Below are 19,153 nucleotides of genomic sequence, written 5' to 3'. Positions count from 1 at the left end.
CTCCGCCGGCTTCGCCCCGTACGTCGACACGTCCCTCTACCCGGCCTTCGACCTCCTCGCCGCCGCGGACGCGACCGGCGTGAAGAACTACAACCTGGCCTTCGTCACGGACGGCGGCGGCTGCACGCCCAAGTGGGGCGGCGTGACCGACCTGGGCAGCGACGGCGTGGCGGCCCAGATCGGCTCCCTGCGTGCCAAGGGCGGCGACGTCCGGGTCTCCTTCGGCGGCGCCTCCGGCTCCGAACTGGCCACGACCTGCTCCTCGGCGGACGCGCTGGCGGCGGCGTACGGCAAGGCCGTGGACGCCTTCAAGCTCACGAAGGTCGACTTCGACGTGGAGGGCGGGGCGCTGCCCAACACGGCGGCCAACACCCGCCGCGCCCAGGCCATCGCCAAGCTCCAGGCGCAGCACCCGAACCTGGACGTCTCTTTCACCCTCCCCGTCATGCCCGAGGGTCTGACCCAGGACGGCGTGAACCTGCTCTCCAATGCCAAGTCCAACGGCGTGAAGATCAACACGGTCAACATCATGGCGATGGACTACGGCGCCTCGTACAGCGGCGACATGGGCACGTACGCCGAGCAGGCCGCCACCGCCACCCAGGCCCAGGTCAAGAGCGTGCTGGGGCTGTCCGACAGCGCGGCCTGGAAGACGGTCGCCGTCACCCCGATGATCGGCGTCAACGACGTCTCCACCGAGGTCTTCAAGGTCGACGACGCGACGCAGCTGGCGAACTTCGCCAAGTCCAAGGGCATCGCCTGGCTGTCGATGTGGTCCGCCACCCGCGACAAGCAGTGCACCGGCGGCCCCAAGCCCACCGCCGACGCCACGTGCAGCTCGATAACCCAGGACAAGTTCGCCTTCTCGAAGGCCTTCGCCACGATCGGCTGACCCGAACCACCGATCCAACGGGGCCCGCGCCCCGGCCGAACGTCCCCCACCTTCGGCCGGGGCACGCGGGCGTTGGCGCCTGGCGCGTCTGTGTACCTGGTCCGGGCCGAGACAGCGAGGCCTGGCATAGGCCAACGGCACATTCACCCATAGGACTGAAGCCACCCTGAAGCAGCCGCCGCCACACCGCCGTTCCCCTACGTTCCGTCACATGGTCAGTTCAGCGCACGAGGCGATGCACCAGATCTTCCGGGAGGATCCGGGGCTGTTCGCGCGGGCTCTCCCCAAGGCAGGCATCCCCTCGCGCCGCGTGGACACCCTCTTCCGGGTCGACGCGGCCGAGGACGGCGGCTTCCTGCTCGCCGTCGAGGCCCAGGGCAAACCGGACCCGGACAAGCCGAGCAGTCGGACGTACTACTTGGCGCACCTGTACGCCAAGTACCAGCTGCCTCCGATCCTGCTGGTCGTCTGCCGGGACAAGGCCACCGCGTCCTGAGCGGGACCCCGGCCCGTGCACTGTGGAGGCGACTGATGGCCGCGTACACCTCGCGTTTCCCCGGCAGCGGCACCCTCATCGAGGAGACCCTCATCGAGGGTGAGGCCAGGGGCCGGGTCAAGGGCCGCGCCGAGGACATCCTCCGCATCCTCGACCGACGTGGCATCGAGGTCCCCGAATCCGCCCGGGACCGGGTCGCCGGCTGCACCGACCTGGAGACCCTGGGCACCTGGTTCGACCGTGCCTTGACCGTCGCCAGCGCCGAGGAGTTGTTCGCGGAGGCGTGAGCGGCAGTCAGAAGCGGCTCGACCGGTCCCGGTGACAGGCGGGGCGCGGCACCTCCCCTGCGGTGTGTCGCGCCCCGGCCCCCGAGAACCCCCGCTACATCCCCGCCCCCACCTCCGGCAGTGCGCCCGTTCGGGCTGCTCGGGCGTACCAGTGGGCGCTCGACTTCGGGGTGCGCTCCAGGGTCGAGTAGTCCACGTACACCGCGCCGAACCGCTTGCCGTAGCCGTACGCCCACTCGAAGTTGTCCATCAGGGACCACAGGTAGTAGCCGCGCACGTCCGCGCCGTCGGTGATGGCGCGGCGGACCGCCGCGAGGTGGCCGTGCAGATAGGCGATGCGCTCGGGGTCGTGGACGCGGCCGTCCGGGTCCGGCTTGTCGTCGTACGCCGCGCCGTTCTCCGTCACGTACAGCGGCACGCCCGGCGCCTCCCGGCTGTACCGCATGATCAGCTCGTGCAGGCCCGTCGGGTCGATCGTCCAGCCCATCTCGGTCCGCTCGCCCGGCGTCTGGTGGAAGGCCACGTCGTCCGCGCCCGGCCAGGGGGAGTGGTCGCTCGCCCCGTGTCCGTCCACGCGCGGGCCGGAGGCCACCGACCCGGCCGCCGAGACCAGCGCCGGCGTGTAGTAGTTGAGGCCCAGCGCGTCCAGCGGCTGGTGGATCGCTGCGAGGTCGCCGTCGCGCACGTACGACCAGTCCGTCACCGACGACGTGGCCGACAGCAGCGTGCGCGGGTACGCGCCGTGCAGCATCGGCCCGTGGAAGACCCCGTTGGCCAGGTCGTCGATCTTCCGTGCCGCCGCGAGGTCCGCCGGGTCCCGCGACACCGTGCGCACCACCGAGGAGTTGAGGCTCACCGCGACCGAGTTGCGGGCCGGCATCACCGAGCGCAGGGCCGAAGCACCCAGCCCGTGGGCCAGGTTCAGGTGATGGGCCGCCCGCAGCGACGCCTCCGGCTCCGTACGTCCCGGAGCGTGCACCCCCGAGCCGTACCCCAGAAAGGCGCTGCACCACGGCTCGTTGAGCGTGATCCACTGCTCCACCCGGTCGCCGAGGGCCTCACCCACGATCCGCGCGTACTCGGCGAAGCGCAGCGCCGTGTCCCGCTCCGGCCAGCCGCCCGCGTCCTCCAGCTCCTGCGGCAGGTCCCAGTGGTAGAGGGTGATCGCGGGCTGGATGCCGTGCGCGAGCAACTCGTCGACCAACCGCCGGTAGAAGTCCAGGCCCACCTGGACCGCCGGGCCCCGCCCCGTCGGCTGCACCCGGGACCAGGAGACGGAGAACCGGTACGCGGTCAGGCCCAGCTCCGCCATCAGCGCCACGTCCTCGCGGTAGCGGTGGTAGTGGTCGACAGCGATGTCACCGGACTCGCCACCGGCCGTCTTCCCCGGCGTATGACTGAAGGTGTCCCAGATCGAGGGGGTACGGCCGTCCTCCCGTACCGCTCCCTCGATCTGGTACGCGGAGGTCGCGGCGCCCCAGAGGAAGGCGGGAGGAAAGGTCACGGGGGTAACGGGTTCAGACATGGAAGCGCTCCCATGGGAGATCGGCCGTGGAGACCGACGGGCGAATGGGGAGGGGGGAGAGGAAGGAGGAGAAGGAAGAGGAGAAGGAAGAGGGGAAGGAGGAGAAGGAAGAGGAGAAGGAAGAGGGGGCCGAGGTGGCGGTGGTTCGGCCCCCCTGGAGGCCTGGGACGCGGGTCAGCCCTTGACCGCGCCCTGCATGATCCCGCCCACGATCTGCTTGCCGAACAGGAGGAAGGCGACGAGCAGTGGCAGCGTGCCCAGCAGCGCGCCCGCCATGATCACCGCCTGGTCCGGCACATAGCCGGTGCCGAGCGAGTTCAGCGCGACCTGCACGGTCGGGTTCTGCTGGTTCAGGGCGATGATCGGCCACAGGAAGTCGTTCCAGGCGAACACGAAGGTCAGCAGGCCGAGCACGGCCATCGCCGGCCGCGCCGCCGGGAACACCACGTGCCACACGATCCGCAGACTGCTCGCCCCATCCACCCGGGCCGCCTCGATCAGCTCGGTCGGCAGCGCCTGCACCAGGTACTGCCGCATGAAGAACGTGCCGAACGCGGTCACCAGGCTGGGCAGGATGACCGTCTGCAGCTGGTTGGACCAGCCGAGGTCGGACATCCACAGATACAGCGGTACGACGGCCAGCTGCGGCGGGATCATCATCGTGCCGATCGTCAGCAGCAGCAGGACGTTCGAGAACCGGAACCGCAGCTTGGCGAAGGCGAACCCGGCCAGCGTCGAGAACAGGACCGTACTGACCGTGATCATGCCCGCGACGAAGGTGGAGTTGAGCATCGCGGTGCCGAGACCGGCCTCGTCCCACGCGGACTGGAGGTTCCTGAACAGGTTCCCGCCGAACCACAGCGGCGGCGGGGTCTGCGCCAGCCGCCGGTCGGTGCGCGAGGCCGCGACCGCCGTCCACACCAGGGGCGCCAGCGAGACCAGCGCGAAGACGGTCAGCACGACATAGGTGACCGGGCCCGCGTTCAGCTGCTTGCCCGCGCCCAGCATCCGGCGGCGCCTCGGCCCGGCCTCGGCCGTCGTGGGCAGGGTCAGTTCACTGGTGGTCATTGGGACTTCCTCAGCCGTCGGTTGAGCAGCAGATTGACCGCGGCGACGACCAGCAGGATCAGGAACATCGACCAGGCGATCGCGGACGCCTTGCCGAGGTTGCCGATGATCCAGCCCTGGTCGTACATGTACAGGCCGAGCGTCTGGTACTGGTGCTCCGAGCCGCCCTTCGAGCCGCTGACCCCGCCGAACAGCAGGGGCTCGCCGAAGAGCTGGGTCGCGCCGATGGTGGAGACGACCACCGTGAACAGGATCGTCGGCCGCAGCTGCGGGATCGTCACGTGCCGGAACTGCTGCCAGCGGTTGGCGCCGTCGATCGCCGCCGACTCGTACAGGTCGGTCGGGATCGCCTGCATCGCCGCGAGGTAGATCAGCGCGTTGTAGCCGGTCCACCGCCAGATCACGATGGAGGACACCGCGAACTGCGAACCCCAGTCGGATTCCCGCCAGTTGACCGGATCCACGCCGAAGAAGTGCAGGATCCAGTTGATCATGCCGCCGTCCCAGGAGTACAGCAGCGTGAACACCAGAGTCGCCGCCGCCACCGAGGTGGCGTACGGGGTGAGCATCACGACCCGCCACACGGTGGAGCCGCGCAGCCGGTAGTTGAGCAGGTGCGCGAGCCCGAGCGCCGCCATCAGCTGCGGCACGGTCGAGATCACGCCGATGGTGAAGGTGTTGCCGAGGGCGTTCCAGAAGAAGTCCGAGGACAACAGGTTCTTGTAGTTGTCCAGGCCCGCCCAGGTCTGGTGGTCCAGCGCGGACAGCTGCACGTCGTGCAGCGAGTACCAGGCCGTGTACAGCAGCGGGACCAGTGAGAAGGCCCCGAAGAGCAGGAAGAAGGGGGCGATGAACGCGTACGGCGACGCCTTCATGTCCCAGCGGTAGAGCCGGCTGCGCCAGGAGTCGGCGCCGGCCGGCGCACCGCGACCGTCCGCGCCCGGGGCCGCGCCCGGCTGCTTGCCGGACGCGGCGTCAGGGCTCGACGCGGGCTGCGCGAGAGCCTGCTTGGGGTTGGTCACTGGCCGAGCACGTCCTTGATCTCCTTACCGGCCGCGTTCCAGCCGTCCGAGGGGCTCTTGCCCTTCTGCTCGACCTGGAGGATGCCCACGTCGGTGAGCGCGGTGTTGATCGGCTGGTCCTTGATGCCGAAGTACTGGACCGGGATGGTCTTGGCCGAGTCGGCGAAGATCTGCGTGATCGGCGCGTCGGAGAAGTACGCCGTGGTGTCCGCCGCCGGCTTCAGGCTCGTGTACGCCGACGGGGTCGACGGGAAGCTGGCCTGCTTGGCGAAGACCTTGGCCTGCTGCTCGGGGGCGGTCAGCCACTTGGCCAGTTCGACGGCCTCCTTCTGGTGCTTGCCCGCCGTCGGCACGCCGAGGAAGGAGCCGCCCCAGTTGGCCGCGGTCGGCGCCGCCGCCACGTCCCAGTTGCCCTTGCCGGAATCACCGGACTTCTGCTCGATGTAGCCGATCATCCAGGCCGGGCAGGCCACCGACGCGAAGGTGCCGTTGGCGTAGCCCTGGTCCCAGGGCTTGTCGAACTGCTTCAGCTTCGCCGACATGTCGCTGGTCGCCACGGTCATCGCGACGTCCCAGGCCTTCTTCACGCCGTCGGACTTGTCCCAGATGACGTTGCCGTCCTTGTCGTAGTACCGCTCGCTGCCGCCGCCGAGGGCCGCGTTGTAGACGGAGGAGGCCGAGTCCACGAACTTGGTGCCCTTGGGCGCCTTCTTCATGTACTCCTTGCCCAGGTCGACGTACTTGGCCCAGTCGCCCTTCCACTGCGCGGCGAGCTTGGTCCGGTCCGTCTCCAGGCCGGCCTTCTTGAACAGGTCCTTGCGGTAGCAGATGGCCATCGGGCCGACGTCCGTGCCGAGCCCGATCAGCTTGCCGTCCTTCGTGGTGGCCTGGGCGTTCTTCCAGTCCAGCCACTGGGACTTGTCGACGTCCTTGCCGAGGTCGACGAACTTGCCGCCCTGCGTCTGCACGGCCTCGGTGATGTTGCCGACCTCGATGGCCTGGATGTCGTCGGTGCCGGAGCCGGCCTGCAGCCGGGTGAGCACCTTCGGCCAGTACACGTCTGTACGGGTGGTGACGTTCTCCTTGATGTTGATGTCCGGGTGCAGCTTCATGTACTCGTCGTAGAGGCCGGCCTGCTTGTAGCCGAAGACGCCGAAGGTCCCGATGGTCAACGTGGTCTTGCCCTTGCCACTGCCGTTGCCGCCGCCGTCCGACTTGGACGAGCCGTCGTCCGAGTCGTTGGCGCAGCCGGCCAGCAGTCCCGTGGCCAGCGCGGCGACGGCCGCGAAGGCCACCAGCCTGTGGGACCGGCGGGTGCTCGTGCGCATTGCGTCCTCCTGTTGCCTGACGTGCCGACCCCCCGGCCAACTGCACTGGTTGGGCCCGTTCGTACTCGCTGCGGCTCGGGCGGGGAACGTGCGGGATGTGTATGTGTCAGGTACTGTGGGAGCGCTCCCACAAGTGATGTGTTGAAGAGTCGCCGCTTCCCGCGGGGGTGTCAAGGGAGTGAGCGCGGCGAGATGCGTTCAGTTATCGGCCCGTTAGCCGACCCGGGTGGGGCGCCCGAGCGGCGATCACCGTCTCGGTGCGACTGTTAGATTCCAGGCCAGCCACATGAACGGTCGAGGGAGGCGGGGCCCATGGCAAGCCACGGAACGCGGGGGCGCGGTGGTGGTCGGCCGACCCTCGAAGAGGTCGCCGCCCGGGCCGGCGTCGGCCGCGGCACGGTCTCCCGGGTGATCAACGGCTCGCCCCGGGTCAGCGAGGCGACCCGCGCGGCCGTCGAGGCGGCGGTCGCCGAGCTCGGCTACGTGCCCAACACCGCGGCCCGCGCCCTGGCCGCCAACCGCACGGACGCGATCGCCCTGGTCGTCCCCGAGCCGGAGACCCGCTTCTTCGCGGAGCCGTACTTCTCGGACATGCTGCGCGGTGTCGGCGCGGAACTCTCCGACACCGAGATGCAGTTGCTGCTGATCTTCGCGGGCAGCGACCGGGAGCGGCAGCGGCTCGCCCAGTACCTGGCCGCGCACCGGGTGGACGGCGTCCTGCTGGTCTCGGTCCACGCGGACGACCCGCTCCCCGACCTGCTCGCCCAGCTGGAGATCCCGGCCGTGATCAGCGGCCCCCGCTCGGCGGCGGAGACGCTGACCTCGGTCGACTCGGACAACTACGGCGGCGGCCGCTCGGCGGTCGAGCACCTGCTCTCCCGCGGCCGCCGCAGGATCGCCCACATCACCGGGCGCCTCGACGTGTACGGCGCCCAGCGGCGCGTCGCCGGCTACCGCGACGCCTTGCGCGACGCGGGCCACGAGGTGGACGAACTCCTCATCGAGTCCGGTGACTTCACCGAGGAGGGCGGACGGCGAGCGATGACGGAGCTGCTGGCCCGTCGCCCCGACCTGGACGCGGTCTTCGCCGGCTCGGACGTCACCGCGGCCGGCGCCCGCCAGGTGCTGCGCGAGGCGGGCCGCCGCATCCCCGACGACGTGGCCCTGGTCGGGTTCGACGACTCGGCCATCGCCCGCCACATGGACCCGCCGCTCACCAGCGTCCGCCAGCCCATAGAGGAGATGGGCCGCGCGATGATCGACCTGTTGCTGGCGGAGATCGCCGACCGCCGCCCGGCCGCGTCCCGGGGGCTGGAGCGACGGCACCTGGTGCTGCCCGCGGAGCTGGTGGCGCGTACGTCGTCCTAGGCGTCGCCGCGCCTCGGTGCTTCGGGTCTCGGACGCGAGCCCCGAAGGCGCACCCGGATGGGCAGGGGCGTAGGCCCGGAAAACGAATCAGCCGGTGACCCTGTCTTTCGACTGGGTCACCGGCTGATTACTCAGGGTGAGTGACGGGACTCGAACCCGCGGCATCCTGGACCACAACCAGGTGCTCTACCAGCTGAGCTACACCCACCACGACCGGCGGTTCGGTTGCGTGGTTTCCCCGACCGGCCGAGAAAAAGTGTACAGGGTCCGAAGGGGTGCTCGCGCACGGCTTTTCCCGGAGCCCCGCGCGGGCTGCCGTCACGCCTGCTGAGCAGGCAGGACGTGCTTGGCGGCGATCGTCTTCGCGGTGTCCGAGTCAGGGCCCGGCTCCGGTACGAAGATGGCCTCGCGGTAGTACCTCAATTCCGCGATCGACTCGCGGATGTCGGCGAGGGCGCGGTGGTTGCCGTTCTTCTCGGGGCTGTTGAAGTAGGCGCGCGGGTACCAGCGCCGGGCGAGCTCCTTGATGCTGGAGACGTCGACGATCCGGTAGTGGAGGTAGTCCTCCAGGGTCGGCATGTCCCGCAGCAGGAAGCCGCGGTCGGTGCCCACGGAGTTGCCGCACAGCGGGGCCTTGCCGGGTTCCTTCACCCACTCCCGGACATACGCCAGGACCTGCGCCTCGGCGTCGGCCAGCGTCGTACCGCCGGCCAGTTCGTCGAGCAGTCCGGACGCGGTGTGCATCCGACGCACCACCTCCGGCATCGTCTCCAGTGCCGAGTCCGGGGGACGGACGACGATGTCCACCCCTTCGCCCAGCACGTTCAGCTCGGAGTCGGTGACCAGCGCGGCCACCTCGATGAGAGCGTCGTCGGACAGCGAGAGACCGGTCATCTCGCAGTCGATCCACACCATGCGATCGTTCATGTGTCTAACCTTACGGCGCGCTGCCGCCCGGAGCGGAGCCCCCGGACGGCGGTCGATTTCCCGACCCACGCGGACGGGTACAGAAAAGGGGGTCCGGGGCTCAGCCCTGGACCCCCTTTTCGGTGTTCTGCGGTGTTCTGCGGTGTTCTTCGTTCTTCGCTCAGCTAGCGGTGCGCGGCCCCGGCAGGCTCGGCGAGAGGCCCAGCGTGGCCGTACGTCGTGTCTGCATCGGCACCGGGCTCTCCGGATGCAGCATGGCGGGCGGTGGACCCATCGGCCCCGGCGGCAGTCCGGGCGCACCGGCCATGGACGCCGCGGACTCCGGGTCGCTGTGCCGGTCGGCCTGCGGCCGCCGCGCCCGGTAGGCGGCGCGGTAGGCCGCCGGGGACGAGCCCAACTGGCGGCGGAAGTGGCCGCGCAGGGCCACCGGCGAACGGAATCCGCACCGGCCCGCCACCTCGTCCACCGAGTAGTCCGACGTCTCCAGCAGTCGCTGCGCCTGCAGCACCCGCTGGGTGATCAGCCACTGCAGGGGAGCGCTCCCGGTGAGCGAGCGGAAGCGGCGGTCGAAGGTCCGCCGGCTCATGTAGGCGCGTGCCGCCAGCGTCTCCACGTCGAACTGCTCGTGCAGATGCTCCAGCGCCCAGGCGACGACCTCGGCGAGCGGGTCGGCGCCGATCTCCTCCGGTAAAGACCGATCGAGGTAGCGCTCCTGGCCGCCGGACCGGCGCGGCGGGACCACCAGGCGACGGGCGAGCGCGCCGGCCGCCTCGTTGCCGTGGTCCGTCCGCACGATGTGCAGACACAGGTCGATCCCGGCCGCCGTACCCGCCGACGTGAGGACGTCCCCGTCGTCGACGAACAGCTCTCTCGGATCGACGTGCACCGACGGGTAGCGCTTGGCCAGCGTCGGTGCGTACATCCAGTGCGTGGTCGCGGGCCGGCCGTCCAGCAGGCCCGCCGCCGCGAGGACGAAGGCGCCGGTGCACAGTCCGACGATGCGCGCCCCCTCCTCGTGCGCCCGGCGCAGCGCGTCGAGCGCGTCCTCGGGCGGTGGCGAGGTGATCGACCGCCAGGCCGGCACCACGACGGTGCCCGCCCGCGAGATCGCCTCCAGGCCATGCGGCGCGGTGAGTTCCATGCCCCCTGTGGTCCGCAGTGGGCCTTCCTCGCCGGCCGCCACCAGCAGGCGGTAGCGCGGCACCCCGGCGTCCTGGCGATCGATGCCGAACACCGAGAGTGGTATGGAACTCTCGAAGATGGGGCCGCCGCTGAACAGCAGCACCGCGACGATCTCCTTGCGGCGTCGCCCGGAAAGCTTCCGGGCCGCGGCTTCCGGCGCGGCAGTGGAGTCGTGGCTCATCCTGCTAAGCCCCCCTCGGTGGTCGCGGCTCCTCGGTTGTGTCGCTCCTGCACGTTTCCCCTTGGTCCTGCACGAGTCCCCCGCCGTAAGACAGTCAAGATCGAATCTACTGGGTCCCGCGTTGTCGCGATGACCAGATCGACACTCGGTACAAAGTCGACATGACAACTTGGCGTGAAGCATTCGATCACGAAGCGTTGCACTCGTGGGCCGTGCGGGGAAGTGCGCCTTGTCGCGGTGGCTAAACCGCGTAGGGTGCGCAGGGCCGCCTGGACCCTTTCCGTGCAGGTGGAACGGGGGTTGGGGGGTGGTTGGGTGCCCTCTTGCACACTGTCCAGAAGTTGGCTGAAAAGAAGCGTCCGTGTGCGCGGAAACCGGTCAGTCGACCGGTGTATTGCCCTTGGTGTGACGTCCGCCTCTTTGCGTGGCGCAGCGTTCGGAGTGGCGCAGGAGAATCCGGCACACTCCCGTGACGGCGGCCAGGCCGAACGCGGTCCCCGCGGCGCCGGCCAGCGAGGTGCCGTACCAGAGCAGGACGACCGGGACGAGGACGCAGCTGAAAGCCGCCCAGCGGACCACGTCGCTGACGGTGTCCGGCGCGGAACGCCGCTCGGTGGTGTGTCGGGGTCCGGACATCACGTACTCCCTGTCGCGGTGGCTCACCCCGGATCAACGCGTGTTCGATCGGTCGGTCACCGCAGGCAGGCCCACGCGTTGTTGAATCACGTGCAAACCGCCTGTACGGGGCAGCAACCATTGCGTTACGGGCGCCCCCTCGTGCATGCTCCCTGGAACCCCGCGATGGGGTCCCCCGGTTCGAGCGACCCGGAATCCGGGGGAATGTGAGGGCTCTGGGCGAAGGAGGCGTGCCGCCGTACCCTTGGGGGTATGGGGTCGGGAAGATGTTTCCCGGACACAGCTCCGCGCACATTGCCGTCCCACCCACGAGGATCACAACGCCGAGACACTCATGGCCGGTCACGAATTCTTCGAACCCGCGGACCGCAAGCGGCCGGTCGCCGACCACACGGCGGCCGACCCCCTGGCGGCGGAAGAGTCACGTCCCTCCTGCGATCCCGCCTTCAAGCACGGCGTCGTCGTCGGCTTCGACGGCTCGACGTCCAGCGAGCGCGCCCTCGCCTACGCGATCGGCATGGCGCATCGCTCCCGCTCGGGCCTGATCATCGTCCACGTCGCCAACCGGCTGCCGACCACGGTGTGGGCGGGGTGCGAGCCACCCGTCTTCGTCGACGTGCCGGACCACCGCACCGAGGTGCTGGGCCTGGAACTCGCCTGCGCCGACTATCTGGCGGAGGTGCCCTGGATCCTCGTCGAGCGCGGCGGTGACATCTGCCACGAGCTCGAAGAGGTGGGCAAGGAGTACGAGGCCGACGCGATCGTCGTGGGGTCCACCCACGGGATCGTCGGGCGCATCTTCGGATCCGTCGCGGGGCGGCTCGCCAAGCGGGCCCGGCGGCCCGTGGTGGTCATCCCGTAGCCCTCTCACGCACGGTCAACTCCCTTTGCGGACCGGTTAAATCTACTCACGCGTAGATGTGTTTGTGCCCTTGTGAAGGGCATATATCGGTCACCGCGCACCTGCACATGCATGAAGGGAGCCCGCCGTGGACAACGACGTCTCTGCGGGAAGCACTACCACGACCGTCGGCCGACTCGCCCTGGGTATCACCCTGTTGGCGTTCGGACTCGGCAACACCGATGTGATCGACGGCGTGACGGCGGCAGACGCCGTATCCCTTGCCCACTACGTCGGCGGCGTCGCACTGTTCGTCGCCGGCCTGCTGGCCCTCCGTGACCGCGACTCGGCCACCGGTACGGCCTTCTCGGCGCTCGGCGCCCTCTGGTTCACCTGGGCGGTCTCGGCCGGGAACCAGATGTCGGACAACGCCGCCGGACTCTTCCTGCTCCTGTTCGCCCTCGTGGCGCTGTCGTTGACCGTGGCCGGCGGCGACAGGCTCGTCCAGGGCACCTACGGACTGCTGTTCGTGTCCATGCTCCTGCTCGCCGTCGCCCGTTTCGCGGACAGCGGCAGCCTGACCAAGGTCGGCGGCTGGTGCGCCGTCGCCGCCGGAGCGGTCGCCTGGTACGGCGCCACCGCGGCCCTCGCCCACTGGCCCACGGCCCTTCCGCGACGCGCTGCCGGCCGGGGGGTGACGGCCACCGGCTGAAACGGCAGCGATGCCGGGGAGTTGGGCAGCCCCGGTGGATATGAGCGGACCCCCCGTGGCTGGTGGCACACGCGGGGGTCCGTTCCCCTTTGTGCGCCTAAACCGGCGCCGCTTTCGCGGACGTGGTCGCTCGCCGCAGGGGTTGCTCAATTGTCGCTGCCGCCGTCGCGGGGATTTTCTACTCCACCGTCACCGACTTGGCCAGGTTGCGCGGCTTGTCGATGTCGCGGCCCAGGGCCTTGGCCGTGTGGTAAGCGAGGAGTTGGAGCGGGATGCCCATCAGGATCGGGTCCAGCTCGTCCTCGTTCTTCGGGACGACGATCGTCTGGTCGGCCTTCTCCTGCGGCTGGTGCGCCACCGCGAGGATCTGGCCGCTGCGGGCCTTGATCTCCTCCAGGGCGGCGCGGTTCTTCTCCAGCAGGTCGTCGTCGGGGACGATCGCCACGGTCGGCAGGGCGGGCTCGATCAGCGCCAGCGGGCCGTGCTTGAGCTCGGAGGCCGGGTAGGCCTCGGCGTGGATGTAGGAGACCTCCTTGAGCTTGAGGGAGGCCTCACGGGCCACCGGGTAGCCCCGGACGCGGCCGATGAAGAGCATCGAGCGGGCCTCGGCGTACTGCTCGGCCAGCTTCTTGACCTCGTCCTCCTGCTCCAGGATCTCGGTGATCTGCGCGGGCAGCCGGCGCAGGCCCTCGATGATCCGCTTGCCGTCGCGCACCGAGAGGTCACGGGTGCGGCCGAGGTGCAGGGCGAGCAGCGCGAAGGCGACCGTCGTGTTCGTGAAGCACTTGGTGGACACCACGCACACCTCGGGCCCGGCGTGCACGTAGATGCCGCCGTCCGCCTCGCGGGCGATCGCGGAACCGACCACGTTGACCACGCCGAGGACCCGCGCGCCCTTGCGCTTCAGCTCCTGCACGGCGGCCAGCACGTCGTACGTCTCACCGGACTGGGAGACCGCGACGTACAGCGTGTCGGGGTCCACGACCGCGTTGCGGTAGCGGAACTCGGAGGCCGGCTCGGCGTCGGCGGGGATGCGGGCCAGCTCCTCGATCATCTGGGCGCCGATCATGCCCGCGTGGTACGAGGTGCCGCAGCCGAGGATCTTCACGCGGCGGATCTTGCGCGCCTCGCGGGCGTCCAGGTTCAGGCCGCCGAGGTGCACGGTGGAGAAGCGGTCGTCGATGCGGCCGCGCAGCACGCGGTCCACGGCGTCGGCCTGCTCGTGGATCTCCTTGTGCATGTACGTGTCGTGGCCGCCCATGTCATACGACGCCGCCTCCCACTCCACGGTGGTCGGCTCGGCCGTCGTCCGGGTGCCCTCGGTGGTGTACGTGCGGAAGTCGTCGGCCTTGAGGGTGGCCATCTCGCCGTCGTCGAGGGTGACTATCTGGCGGGTGTGGGTGACCAGCGCGGCGATGTCCGAGGCGACGAACATCTCCTTCTCGCCGATGCCGAGGACGACCGGGGAGCCGTTTCGCGCCACCACGATGCGGTCGGAGAAGTCGGCGTGCATCACGGCGATGCCGTAGGTGCCCTCGACGAGCCGGAGCGCCTGGCGGACCTTCTCCTCCAGCGTCTGAGCCTGGGAGCGGGCGATCAGGTGGGTGAGGACCTCGGTGTCGGTCTCCGAGAGGAACTCGACGCCGTCCGCCTCCAGTTTGCGGCGGAGGTCGGAGGCGTTGTCGATGATGCCGTTGTGCACGACGGCGACCTTCTGGTCGGCCGACATGTGCGGGTGGGCGTTCACGTCGGACGGGGCGCCGTGGGTGGCCCAGCGGGTGTGGGCGATGCCGGTGGTGCCCTTGAAGCGCGCCGGGACCTTGGCCTCCAGGTCGCGCACCCGGCCCTTGGCCTTGACCATCTTCAGGCCGGCCGTCTTCGGGGAGGTGACGACGATGCCCGCGGAGTCGTATCCGCGGTACTCCAGGCGCTGCAGGCCTTCCAGGAGCAGCGGCGCGACGTCACGCTTCCCGATGTATCCGACAATTCCGCACATGTATAGGTATCTCTCAGCCTGGCGTCTCAGCCGTAGACCATGCGGCGCAGCTGCCTGAGCGTCAGCTCCGGCGGCGCCACCGCGCGGTATTTCAGGTCCGCCTCGATCCTGTCGAAGATCGTCGCGTTCACCAGGCCCTGGGCCTGGAGCTCGCGGTGGCGGCGACGGACGTAGTCCTCGGTCGTCTCGTCGAAGAACGCGAGCACGTCCTGGATGACACGCAGCGCCTCGCCCCGGTTGAGGGGCGTGGATCGCGTGAGGTGATCAACCAGTTCATCGTGCACCCGGTAGATCCTGAGGTACCGGCGCGATATTCGCAAGAATCCTGCCCGATTCCGGGCACGGGCTTCTGGAAAAGCTTTGGTCGAACATTGAATCCCTCATGGACCCCTGTTCGTGATCTGTCCATCCTGTGTCTTGCGTCTCGTCGCCCTGAGCCACGAGTTTCAGACGCCATGGACATTCCTCGCATGGGAGTACCCGAGAAGCTGGCCGCGCGCATGAGCATGGCCGAGCAGCATGAGTACCTGCGCGCCAGATTCTCGCGGCGCACGATGATCAGGGGTGGCGCCGTCACGCTGGGCGCCGTCACGGGTGGCGCGTTCGTGCAGGGCGGCACTGCCCAGGCCGCCGTCCCGACCCAGGCCACCGCCCCGGCCACCGAGAGCGTCGACGGCGCCCTGGTCGCCCCCTTCGGCCGCCACCTCGCCTACGGCAACGACCCGCGCACCGAGATGACGGTCTCGTGGCAGGTCCCGGTCGCCGTCAAGAAGCCCTTCATCCGCATCGGCGCCCACCCCTGGGACCTGTCCCGCAAGATCGAGGCCGAGGTCCGCACCCTCTACACCCCGGCCGGCGTCGGCGCGAGCGGCGACCACACGCAGTACTACCTGCACGCCCAGCTCACGCACCTGCGCCCCGGTAAGACCTACTACTACGGCGTCGGCCACCAGGGCTTCGACCCGGCTCAGCCGCACCTCGCCGGCACGGTGGGCACCTTCACCACCGCCCCCGCCCACAAGGCGCCGTTCACCTTCACGGCCTTCGGCGACCAGGGTGTCAGCTACCACGCCCTGGCCAACGACAGCCTGATCCTCGGCCAGAACCCGGCCTTCCACCTGCACGCCGGTGACATCGCCTACGGCGACCCGGCCGGCCAGGGCAAGACCACCGACACCGGCTTCGACTCGCGCACCTGGGACCAGTTCCTGTACCAGACCGAGTCGGTCGCCAAGCAGATCCCGTGGATGGTCAGCTACGGCAACCACGACATGGAGGCCTGGTACTCGCCCAACGGCTACGGCGGCGAGGAGGCCCGCTGGACGCTCCCGGACAACGGTCCGGACCCGAAGAACCTGCCGGGCGTCTACTCCTTCGTCTACGGCAACACGGCGGTCATCTCGCTGGACCCCAACGACGTCTCCTTCGAGATCCCGGCAAACCTGGGCATCTCCGGCGGAACCCAGACGACATGGTTCGAGGGGCAGCTCAAGAAGTTCCGCGCCTCGAAGGACATCGACTTCGTCATCGTCTTCTTCCACCACTGCGCCTACTGCACCTCCACCGCACACGCCTCGGAGGGGGGCGTGCGCCAGGAGTGGGTGCCGCTGTTCGACAAGTACCAGGTGGACCTGGTCATCAACGGCCACAACCACCAGTACGAGCGCACCGACGTCATCAAGGGCAACGAGGTCACCAAGAAGCTGCCGATCGGCGGCACGGCGTACTCGGAGACCGAGGGCGTGGTGTACGTCACGGCGGGCGCGGCCGGCCGCAGCCTGTACGCCTTCAGCGCCCCGGACTCCTACGAGGGCCACGAGCACGAGGTCGACTCCGTCGCCTCGTTCATCAACCTCAAGGACGGCAAGCAGAACGAGACCGTCACCTGGTCCCGCGTCCGCTACCTGAACTACTCCTTCCTGCGCGTGGACGTCACCCCCGCGCCGAAGGGCCACTACACCACCCTGAAGGTCCAGGGCATCGCCGAGAGCGGCGACCGCATCGACCACTTCACGGTGGCCCGCCGGGCGAAGTAGCCCCGGCGGCGCCCACGCCGGGCCGGCGGTCCTCACATCCGCTTGAGGACCGCCTGCTTGGCCAGCGTGAACTCCTCGTCGGTCAGCACGCCCGTGCGGTGCAGCTCGCCCAGCTCCCGCAGCCGCCGCAGCAGCGCGTCGTGGTCGTCCTCGGCCGGGGGCGCGGACCGCTGCGCCGGGAGCTCGGGCAGCTCGGGTCGTACGTCGGCCACGGCGGCGCCCGACGGATGCGGCAGCCGCGCCTGCACGGCCGCCGCCACCAGCGCCATCAGCGGGTCCTTCTTGAAGCCCCACAGCTCGACCGCGTTGGGGTCGTACTTCGGCGGCGCCTTGCTGGGCGCGCCGCGCACCGTGAAGCGCAGGTGGCCGTTCTCCAGCCCGGCGGCCGGCTGCCACTCCACGCCCGTGATCTCCGTGACGTCCAGCGAGCGGGCCCCGGCGGCGGCCTTGGCGTCCTCCGTCTTCCAGTTCCACTCCAGGCGCACGTGCTCGCCGTCGAAGCCCGCCGTGCCGTCCCCGGCGGAGACGGACAGCGGGACGGACGGGCCGGGCAGCAGGTACCCGGGCACCGGGTCGGCCGGAACCTCGTCCAGCAGCAGGGCGTTGCGGACCTCGTCCACGAAGTACTCGGCGACGCCGTAGCGGTCGGACTCGACGGTCAGCTGGTAGGGGTCGTGTGGCTCGGTGAGCCGGCCCCCGGTCGCCTGCAGCAGCGGGTCGGCGCCGTCGCGCAGCCGCAGTCGAAGCCGCCCCGACCTCTTGCCCTGCTCGAACGAGATCCCGGCCAAAGCGCCCAGCGGGACGACCAGTTCACCCAGCGTCTTGCGGAGGAGGCTGACGTTCTTGTCCCGTCCGGGGGTCAGTCGCAGGGCGTCGGCGTCGAACGCCCACGTGCCGTCCTTCTGGATGATTTCCGCCATGGGGGGATTGTTTCACCGGATCTGCGGGAGAGTGGTCTCTACCAATCCTGAAGGGAGCGCATGTGAGACGGCACCACAGCACGACTCCCCGTACGGCACGCATCCTCGGGTCCCTGCTCCTCCTGGCGGCCGCGGGCGTCTTCACCGTCGGCGCCACGACGGCACCCGCCAAGGCGACCGCGACCCCGCTCGACCGGGTGGTACCGGCACCCGCGTCGGTCACCCCGGGCGGATCCCCCTACCGCATCACCCGCGACACCTCCATCCGCGTCAGCGGCACCGGCGAGGCCCGCCGCGTCGGCGAGTACCTGGCCGGCCTCCTGCGGCCGTCCACCGGCTACCCGCTGCCGGTCACCGACAAGGGCAGCGGCGGCATCCAACTCCGGCTCGCCGCCACGACGTTCGGCGCCGAGGGCTACCGGCTCGACAGCGGCCGCGGCGGCGTCACCATCACCGCGAGCGCACCCGCCGGTCTCTTCCACGGCGTGCAGACCCTGCGCCAGCTGCTGCCCGCCGCCGTGGAGAAGAAGTCCGTACAGCCCGGCCCCTGGCCGGTCACGGGCGGCACCGTCCAGGACGCCCCCCGCTTCCCCTACCGGGGCGCGATGCTCGACGTCTCCCGGCACTTCTTCACCGTGGACCAGGTCAAGCGGTACATCGACCAGCTGGCCCTCTACAAGATCAACGAACTGCACCTGCACCTCGGCGACGACCAGGGCTGGCGCATCGCGATCGACTCCTGGCCGCGCCTGGCCACCTACGGCGGCTCCACCCAGGTCGGCGGCGGCCGGGGCGGCTACTACACCAAGGCCGACTACCAGGAGATCGTCCGCTACGCCGCCTCCCGCTACCTGGAGGTCGTCCCTGAGATCGACATGCCCGGCCACACCAACGCGGCCCTCGCCTCGTACGCCGAACTGAACTGCGACGGGGTCGCACCCCCGCTCTACACCGGCACCGACGTCGGCTTCAGCTCGCTGTGCGTGCCGAAGCAGGTCACGTACGACTTCGTGGACGACGTCGTACGCGAGCTGGCCGAGCTCACCCCCGGCCGCTACCTCCACATCGGCGGCGACGAGGCGCACTCCACCAGCCATGCCGACTACGTGACGTTCATGAACCGGGTGCAGCCGATCGTCGCCAAGTACGGCAAGACGGTGATCGGCTGGCACCAGCTGACCGGCGCCACCCCCGCCAAGGGGGCACTCGCCCAGTACTGGGGCCTGGACGACACGAGCGCCGAGGAGAAGGCCCAGGTCGCCCAGGCCGCGCGCAACGGCACCGGGCTGGTCCTGTCCCCGGCCGACCGCGTCTACCTCGACATGAAGTACACGGCCGACACGCCCCTGGGCCAGGACTGGGCCGGACTGGTCGAGGTGAAGCGGTCCTACGACTGGGACCCCGGCGCCTATCTGCCGGGCGTTCCGGCCTCGGCCGTCCGGGGCGTGGAGGCCCCGCTGTGGACCGAGACCATCACCCGGTCCGCCGACATCGAGTACATGGCCTTCCCCCGGCTCCCGGGCGTGGCCGAACTCGGCTGGTCGCCGGCGGCCACGCACGACTGGAACGCCTACCGGGTGCGGCTGGCCGCACAGGGTCCCCGGTGGGACGCGCTCGGCATGACCTACTACAAGTCGCCCCAGGTTCCCTGGCCGACGCGTTGACCGAAGGCTGACGGGCACCCCGGAGGACCGTACTCCGGGGTGCCCGTCCGTCCGTGGACGACCGTCGACCGG

General features: G+C 69.8%; 19 protein-coding genes and 1 tRNA gene. 9 read left to right on the top strand and 11 right to left on the bottom strand.

Features of this window, described 5'->3' with window-relative positions:
• The 3 genes from IPZ69_RS23115 to IPZ69_RS47485 form a co-directional block, all read left to right on the top strand.
• Window positions 1-892: chitinase (locus IPZ69_RS23115; protein ID WP_235456206.1), on the top strand; the 892-nt coding region annotated here is incomplete at its 5' end.
• Window positions 893-1,103: 211 nt separating this feature from the next.
• Window positions 1,104-1,388, top strand: a complete 285-nt coding sequence (locus IPZ69_RS47490) for a hypothetical protein (protein WP_308407535.1) — start codon at window positions 1,104-1,106, stop codon at window positions 1,386-1,388.
• A 35-nt stretch (window positions 1,389-1,423) separates the two neighbouring features.
• A complete protein-coding gene (locus IPZ69_RS47485; protein WP_308407534.1) occupies window positions 1,424-1,675 on the top strand; it encodes a hypothetical protein in 252 nt (83 codons plus the stop codon).
• A gap of 94 nt (window positions 1,676-1,769) precedes the next feature.
• Here IPZ69_RS47485 and IPZ69_RS23105 read toward each other — a convergent pair whose 3' ends face one another.
• Complete coding sequence (locus tag IPZ69_RS23105; RefSeq protein ID WP_235456205.1) at window positions 1,770-3,200, bottom strand: GH1 family beta-glucosidase; 1,431 nt, start codon at window positions 3,198-3,200, stop codon at window positions 1,770-1,772.
• Window positions 3,201-3,226: 26 nt separating this feature from the next.
• On the opposite strand from IPZ69_RS23105, the gene IPZ69_RS23100 reads away from it, so the two are divergent.
• The gene (locus IPZ69_RS23100) at window positions 3,227-3,385 is read left to right on the top strand and encodes a hypothetical protein (RefSeq protein ID WP_235456204.1); all 159 of its coding nucleotides are present in this window, start codon (window positions 3,227-3,229) and stop codon (window positions 3,383-3,385) included.
• Here the strand turns inward: IPZ69_RS23100 and IPZ69_RS23095 are convergent.
• The 3 genes from IPZ69_RS23095 to IPZ69_RS23085 are packed head-to-tail and all read right to left on the bottom strand — an operon-like array spanning window position 3,375 to window position 6,618.
• Entirely contained in the window at window positions 3,375-4,268 is an 894-nt protein-coding gene (locus IPZ69_RS23095) for a carbohydrate ABC transporter permease (protein ID WP_235456202.1), read from the bottom strand. The two genes, IPZ69_RS23100 and IPZ69_RS23095, sit on opposite strands and share 11 nt — an antisense overlap.
• Complete coding sequence (locus IPZ69_RS23090) at window positions 4,265-5,290, bottom strand: carbohydrate ABC transporter permease (RefSeq protein WP_235456201.1); 1,026 nt, start codon at window positions 5,288-5,290, stop codon at window positions 4,265-4,267. Before IPZ69_RS23090 ends, IPZ69_RS23095 begins: the two co-directional genes overlap by 4 nt.
• Window positions 5,287-6,618 (bottom strand): ABC transporter substrate-binding protein, encoded by a 1,332-nt coding sequence (locus IPZ69_RS23085; RefSeq protein WP_235456199.1) that lies wholly within the window; start codon window positions 6,616-6,618, stop codon window positions 5,287-5,289. Before IPZ69_RS23085 ends, IPZ69_RS23090 begins: the two co-directional genes overlap by 4 nt.
• Window positions 6,619-6,930: 312 nt before the next feature.
• On the opposite strand from IPZ69_RS23085, the gene IPZ69_RS23080 reads away from it, so the two are divergent.
• A complete protein-coding gene (locus IPZ69_RS23080; RefSeq protein WP_235456197.1) occupies window positions 6,931-7,986 on the top strand; it encodes a LacI family DNA-binding transcriptional regulator in 1,056 nt (351 codons plus the stop codon).
• 135 nt (window positions 7,987-8,121) lie between these two features.
• Here the strand turns inward: IPZ69_RS23080 and IPZ69_RS23075 are convergent.
• The 4 genes from IPZ69_RS23075 to IPZ69_RS23060 form a co-directional block, all read right to left on the bottom strand.
• A tRNA-His gene (locus IPZ69_RS23075) sits at window positions 8,122-8,194 on the bottom strand.
• A gap of 110 nt (window positions 8,195-8,304) precedes the next feature.
• Complete coding sequence (orn, locus tag IPZ69_RS23070; protein WP_235456196.1) at window positions 8,305-8,913, bottom strand: oligoribonuclease; 609 nt, start codon at window positions 8,911-8,913, stop codon at window positions 8,305-8,307.
• Between the two features lie 160 nt (window positions 8,914-9,073).
• Window positions 9,074-10,276: a helix-turn-helix domain-containing protein gene (locus IPZ69_RS23065; protein ID WP_235456195.1), complete on the bottom strand. Its 1,203-nt coding sequence runs from the start codon at window positions 10,274-10,276 to the stop codon at window positions 9,074-9,076.
• A 378-nt stretch (window positions 10,277-10,654) separates the two neighbouring features.
• Complete coding sequence (locus IPZ69_RS23060) at window positions 10,655-10,912, bottom strand: hypothetical protein (protein WP_235456194.1); 258 nt, start codon at window positions 10,910-10,912, stop codon at window positions 10,655-10,657.
• 334 nt (window positions 10,913-11,246) lie between these two features.
• On the opposite strand from IPZ69_RS23060, the gene IPZ69_RS23055 reads away from it, so the two are divergent.
• On the top strand, window positions 11,247-11,774 hold the full coding sequence (locus tag IPZ69_RS23055) for a universal stress protein (RefSeq protein WP_235456193.1): 528 nt from the start codon (window positions 11,247-11,249) through the stop codon (window positions 11,772-11,774).
• 127 nt (window positions 11,775-11,901) lie between these two features.
• Window positions 11,902-12,465, top strand: a complete 564-nt coding sequence (locus IPZ69_RS23050; RefSeq protein ID WP_235456192.1) for a GPR1/FUN34/YaaH family transporter — start codon at window positions 11,902-11,904, stop codon at window positions 12,463-12,465.
• Window positions 12,466-12,643: 178 nt separating this feature from the next.
• On the opposite strand, the gene glmS is transcribed toward IPZ69_RS23050, so the two are convergent.
• Window positions 12,644-14,461 carry a glutamine--fructose-6-phosphate transaminase (isomerizing) gene (gene glmS / locus IPZ69_RS23045; RefSeq protein WP_235456191.1) on the bottom strand — a complete coding sequence of 606 codons (1,818 nt, stop codon included), beginning with the start codon at window positions 14,459-14,461 and terminating at the stop codon, window positions 12,644-12,646.
• Window positions 14,462-14,487: 26 nt separating this feature from the next.
• A complete protein-coding gene (locus tag IPZ69_RS23040) occupies window positions 14,488-14,745 on the bottom strand; it encodes a hypothetical protein (protein WP_235456190.1) in 258 nt (85 codons plus the stop codon).
• A gap of 186 nt (window positions 14,746-14,931) precedes the next feature.
• Between IPZ69_RS23040 and IPZ69_RS23035 the strand changes: the two genes are divergently transcribed.
• On the top strand, window positions 14,932-16,497 hold the full coding sequence (locus tag IPZ69_RS23035) for a purple acid phosphatase family protein (RefSeq protein ID WP_235456188.1): 1,566 nt from the start codon (window positions 14,932-14,934) through the stop codon (window positions 16,495-16,497).
• Window positions 16,498-16,529: 32 nt separating this feature from the next.
• Here IPZ69_RS23035 and IPZ69_RS23030 read toward each other — a convergent pair whose 3' ends face one another.
• On the bottom strand, window positions 16,530-17,417 hold the full coding sequence (locus IPZ69_RS23030; protein WP_235456187.1) for a DUF4429 domain-containing protein: 888 nt from the start codon (window positions 17,415-17,417) through the stop codon (window positions 16,530-16,532).
• A gap of 62 nt (window positions 17,418-17,479) precedes the next feature.
• Here IPZ69_RS23030 and IPZ69_RS23025 point away from each other — a divergent pair, with 62 nt between their 5' ends.
• On the top strand, window positions 17,480-19,081 hold the full coding sequence (locus IPZ69_RS23025) for a beta-N-acetylhexosaminidase (protein WP_308407533.1): 1,602 nt from the start codon (window positions 17,480-17,482) through the stop codon (window positions 19,079-19,081).
• The last annotated feature ends 72 nt before the right edge of the window (window positions 19,082-19,153 follow it).

The organism is Streptomyces olivochromogenes, assembly GCF_021538895.1.
Taxonomy (GTDB): Bacteria; Actinomycetota; Actinomycetes; order Streptomycetales; family Streptomycetaceae; genus Streptomyces; species Streptomyces olivochromogenes_A.
This window is presented reverse-complemented; position numbering and strand designations above follow the sequence as displayed.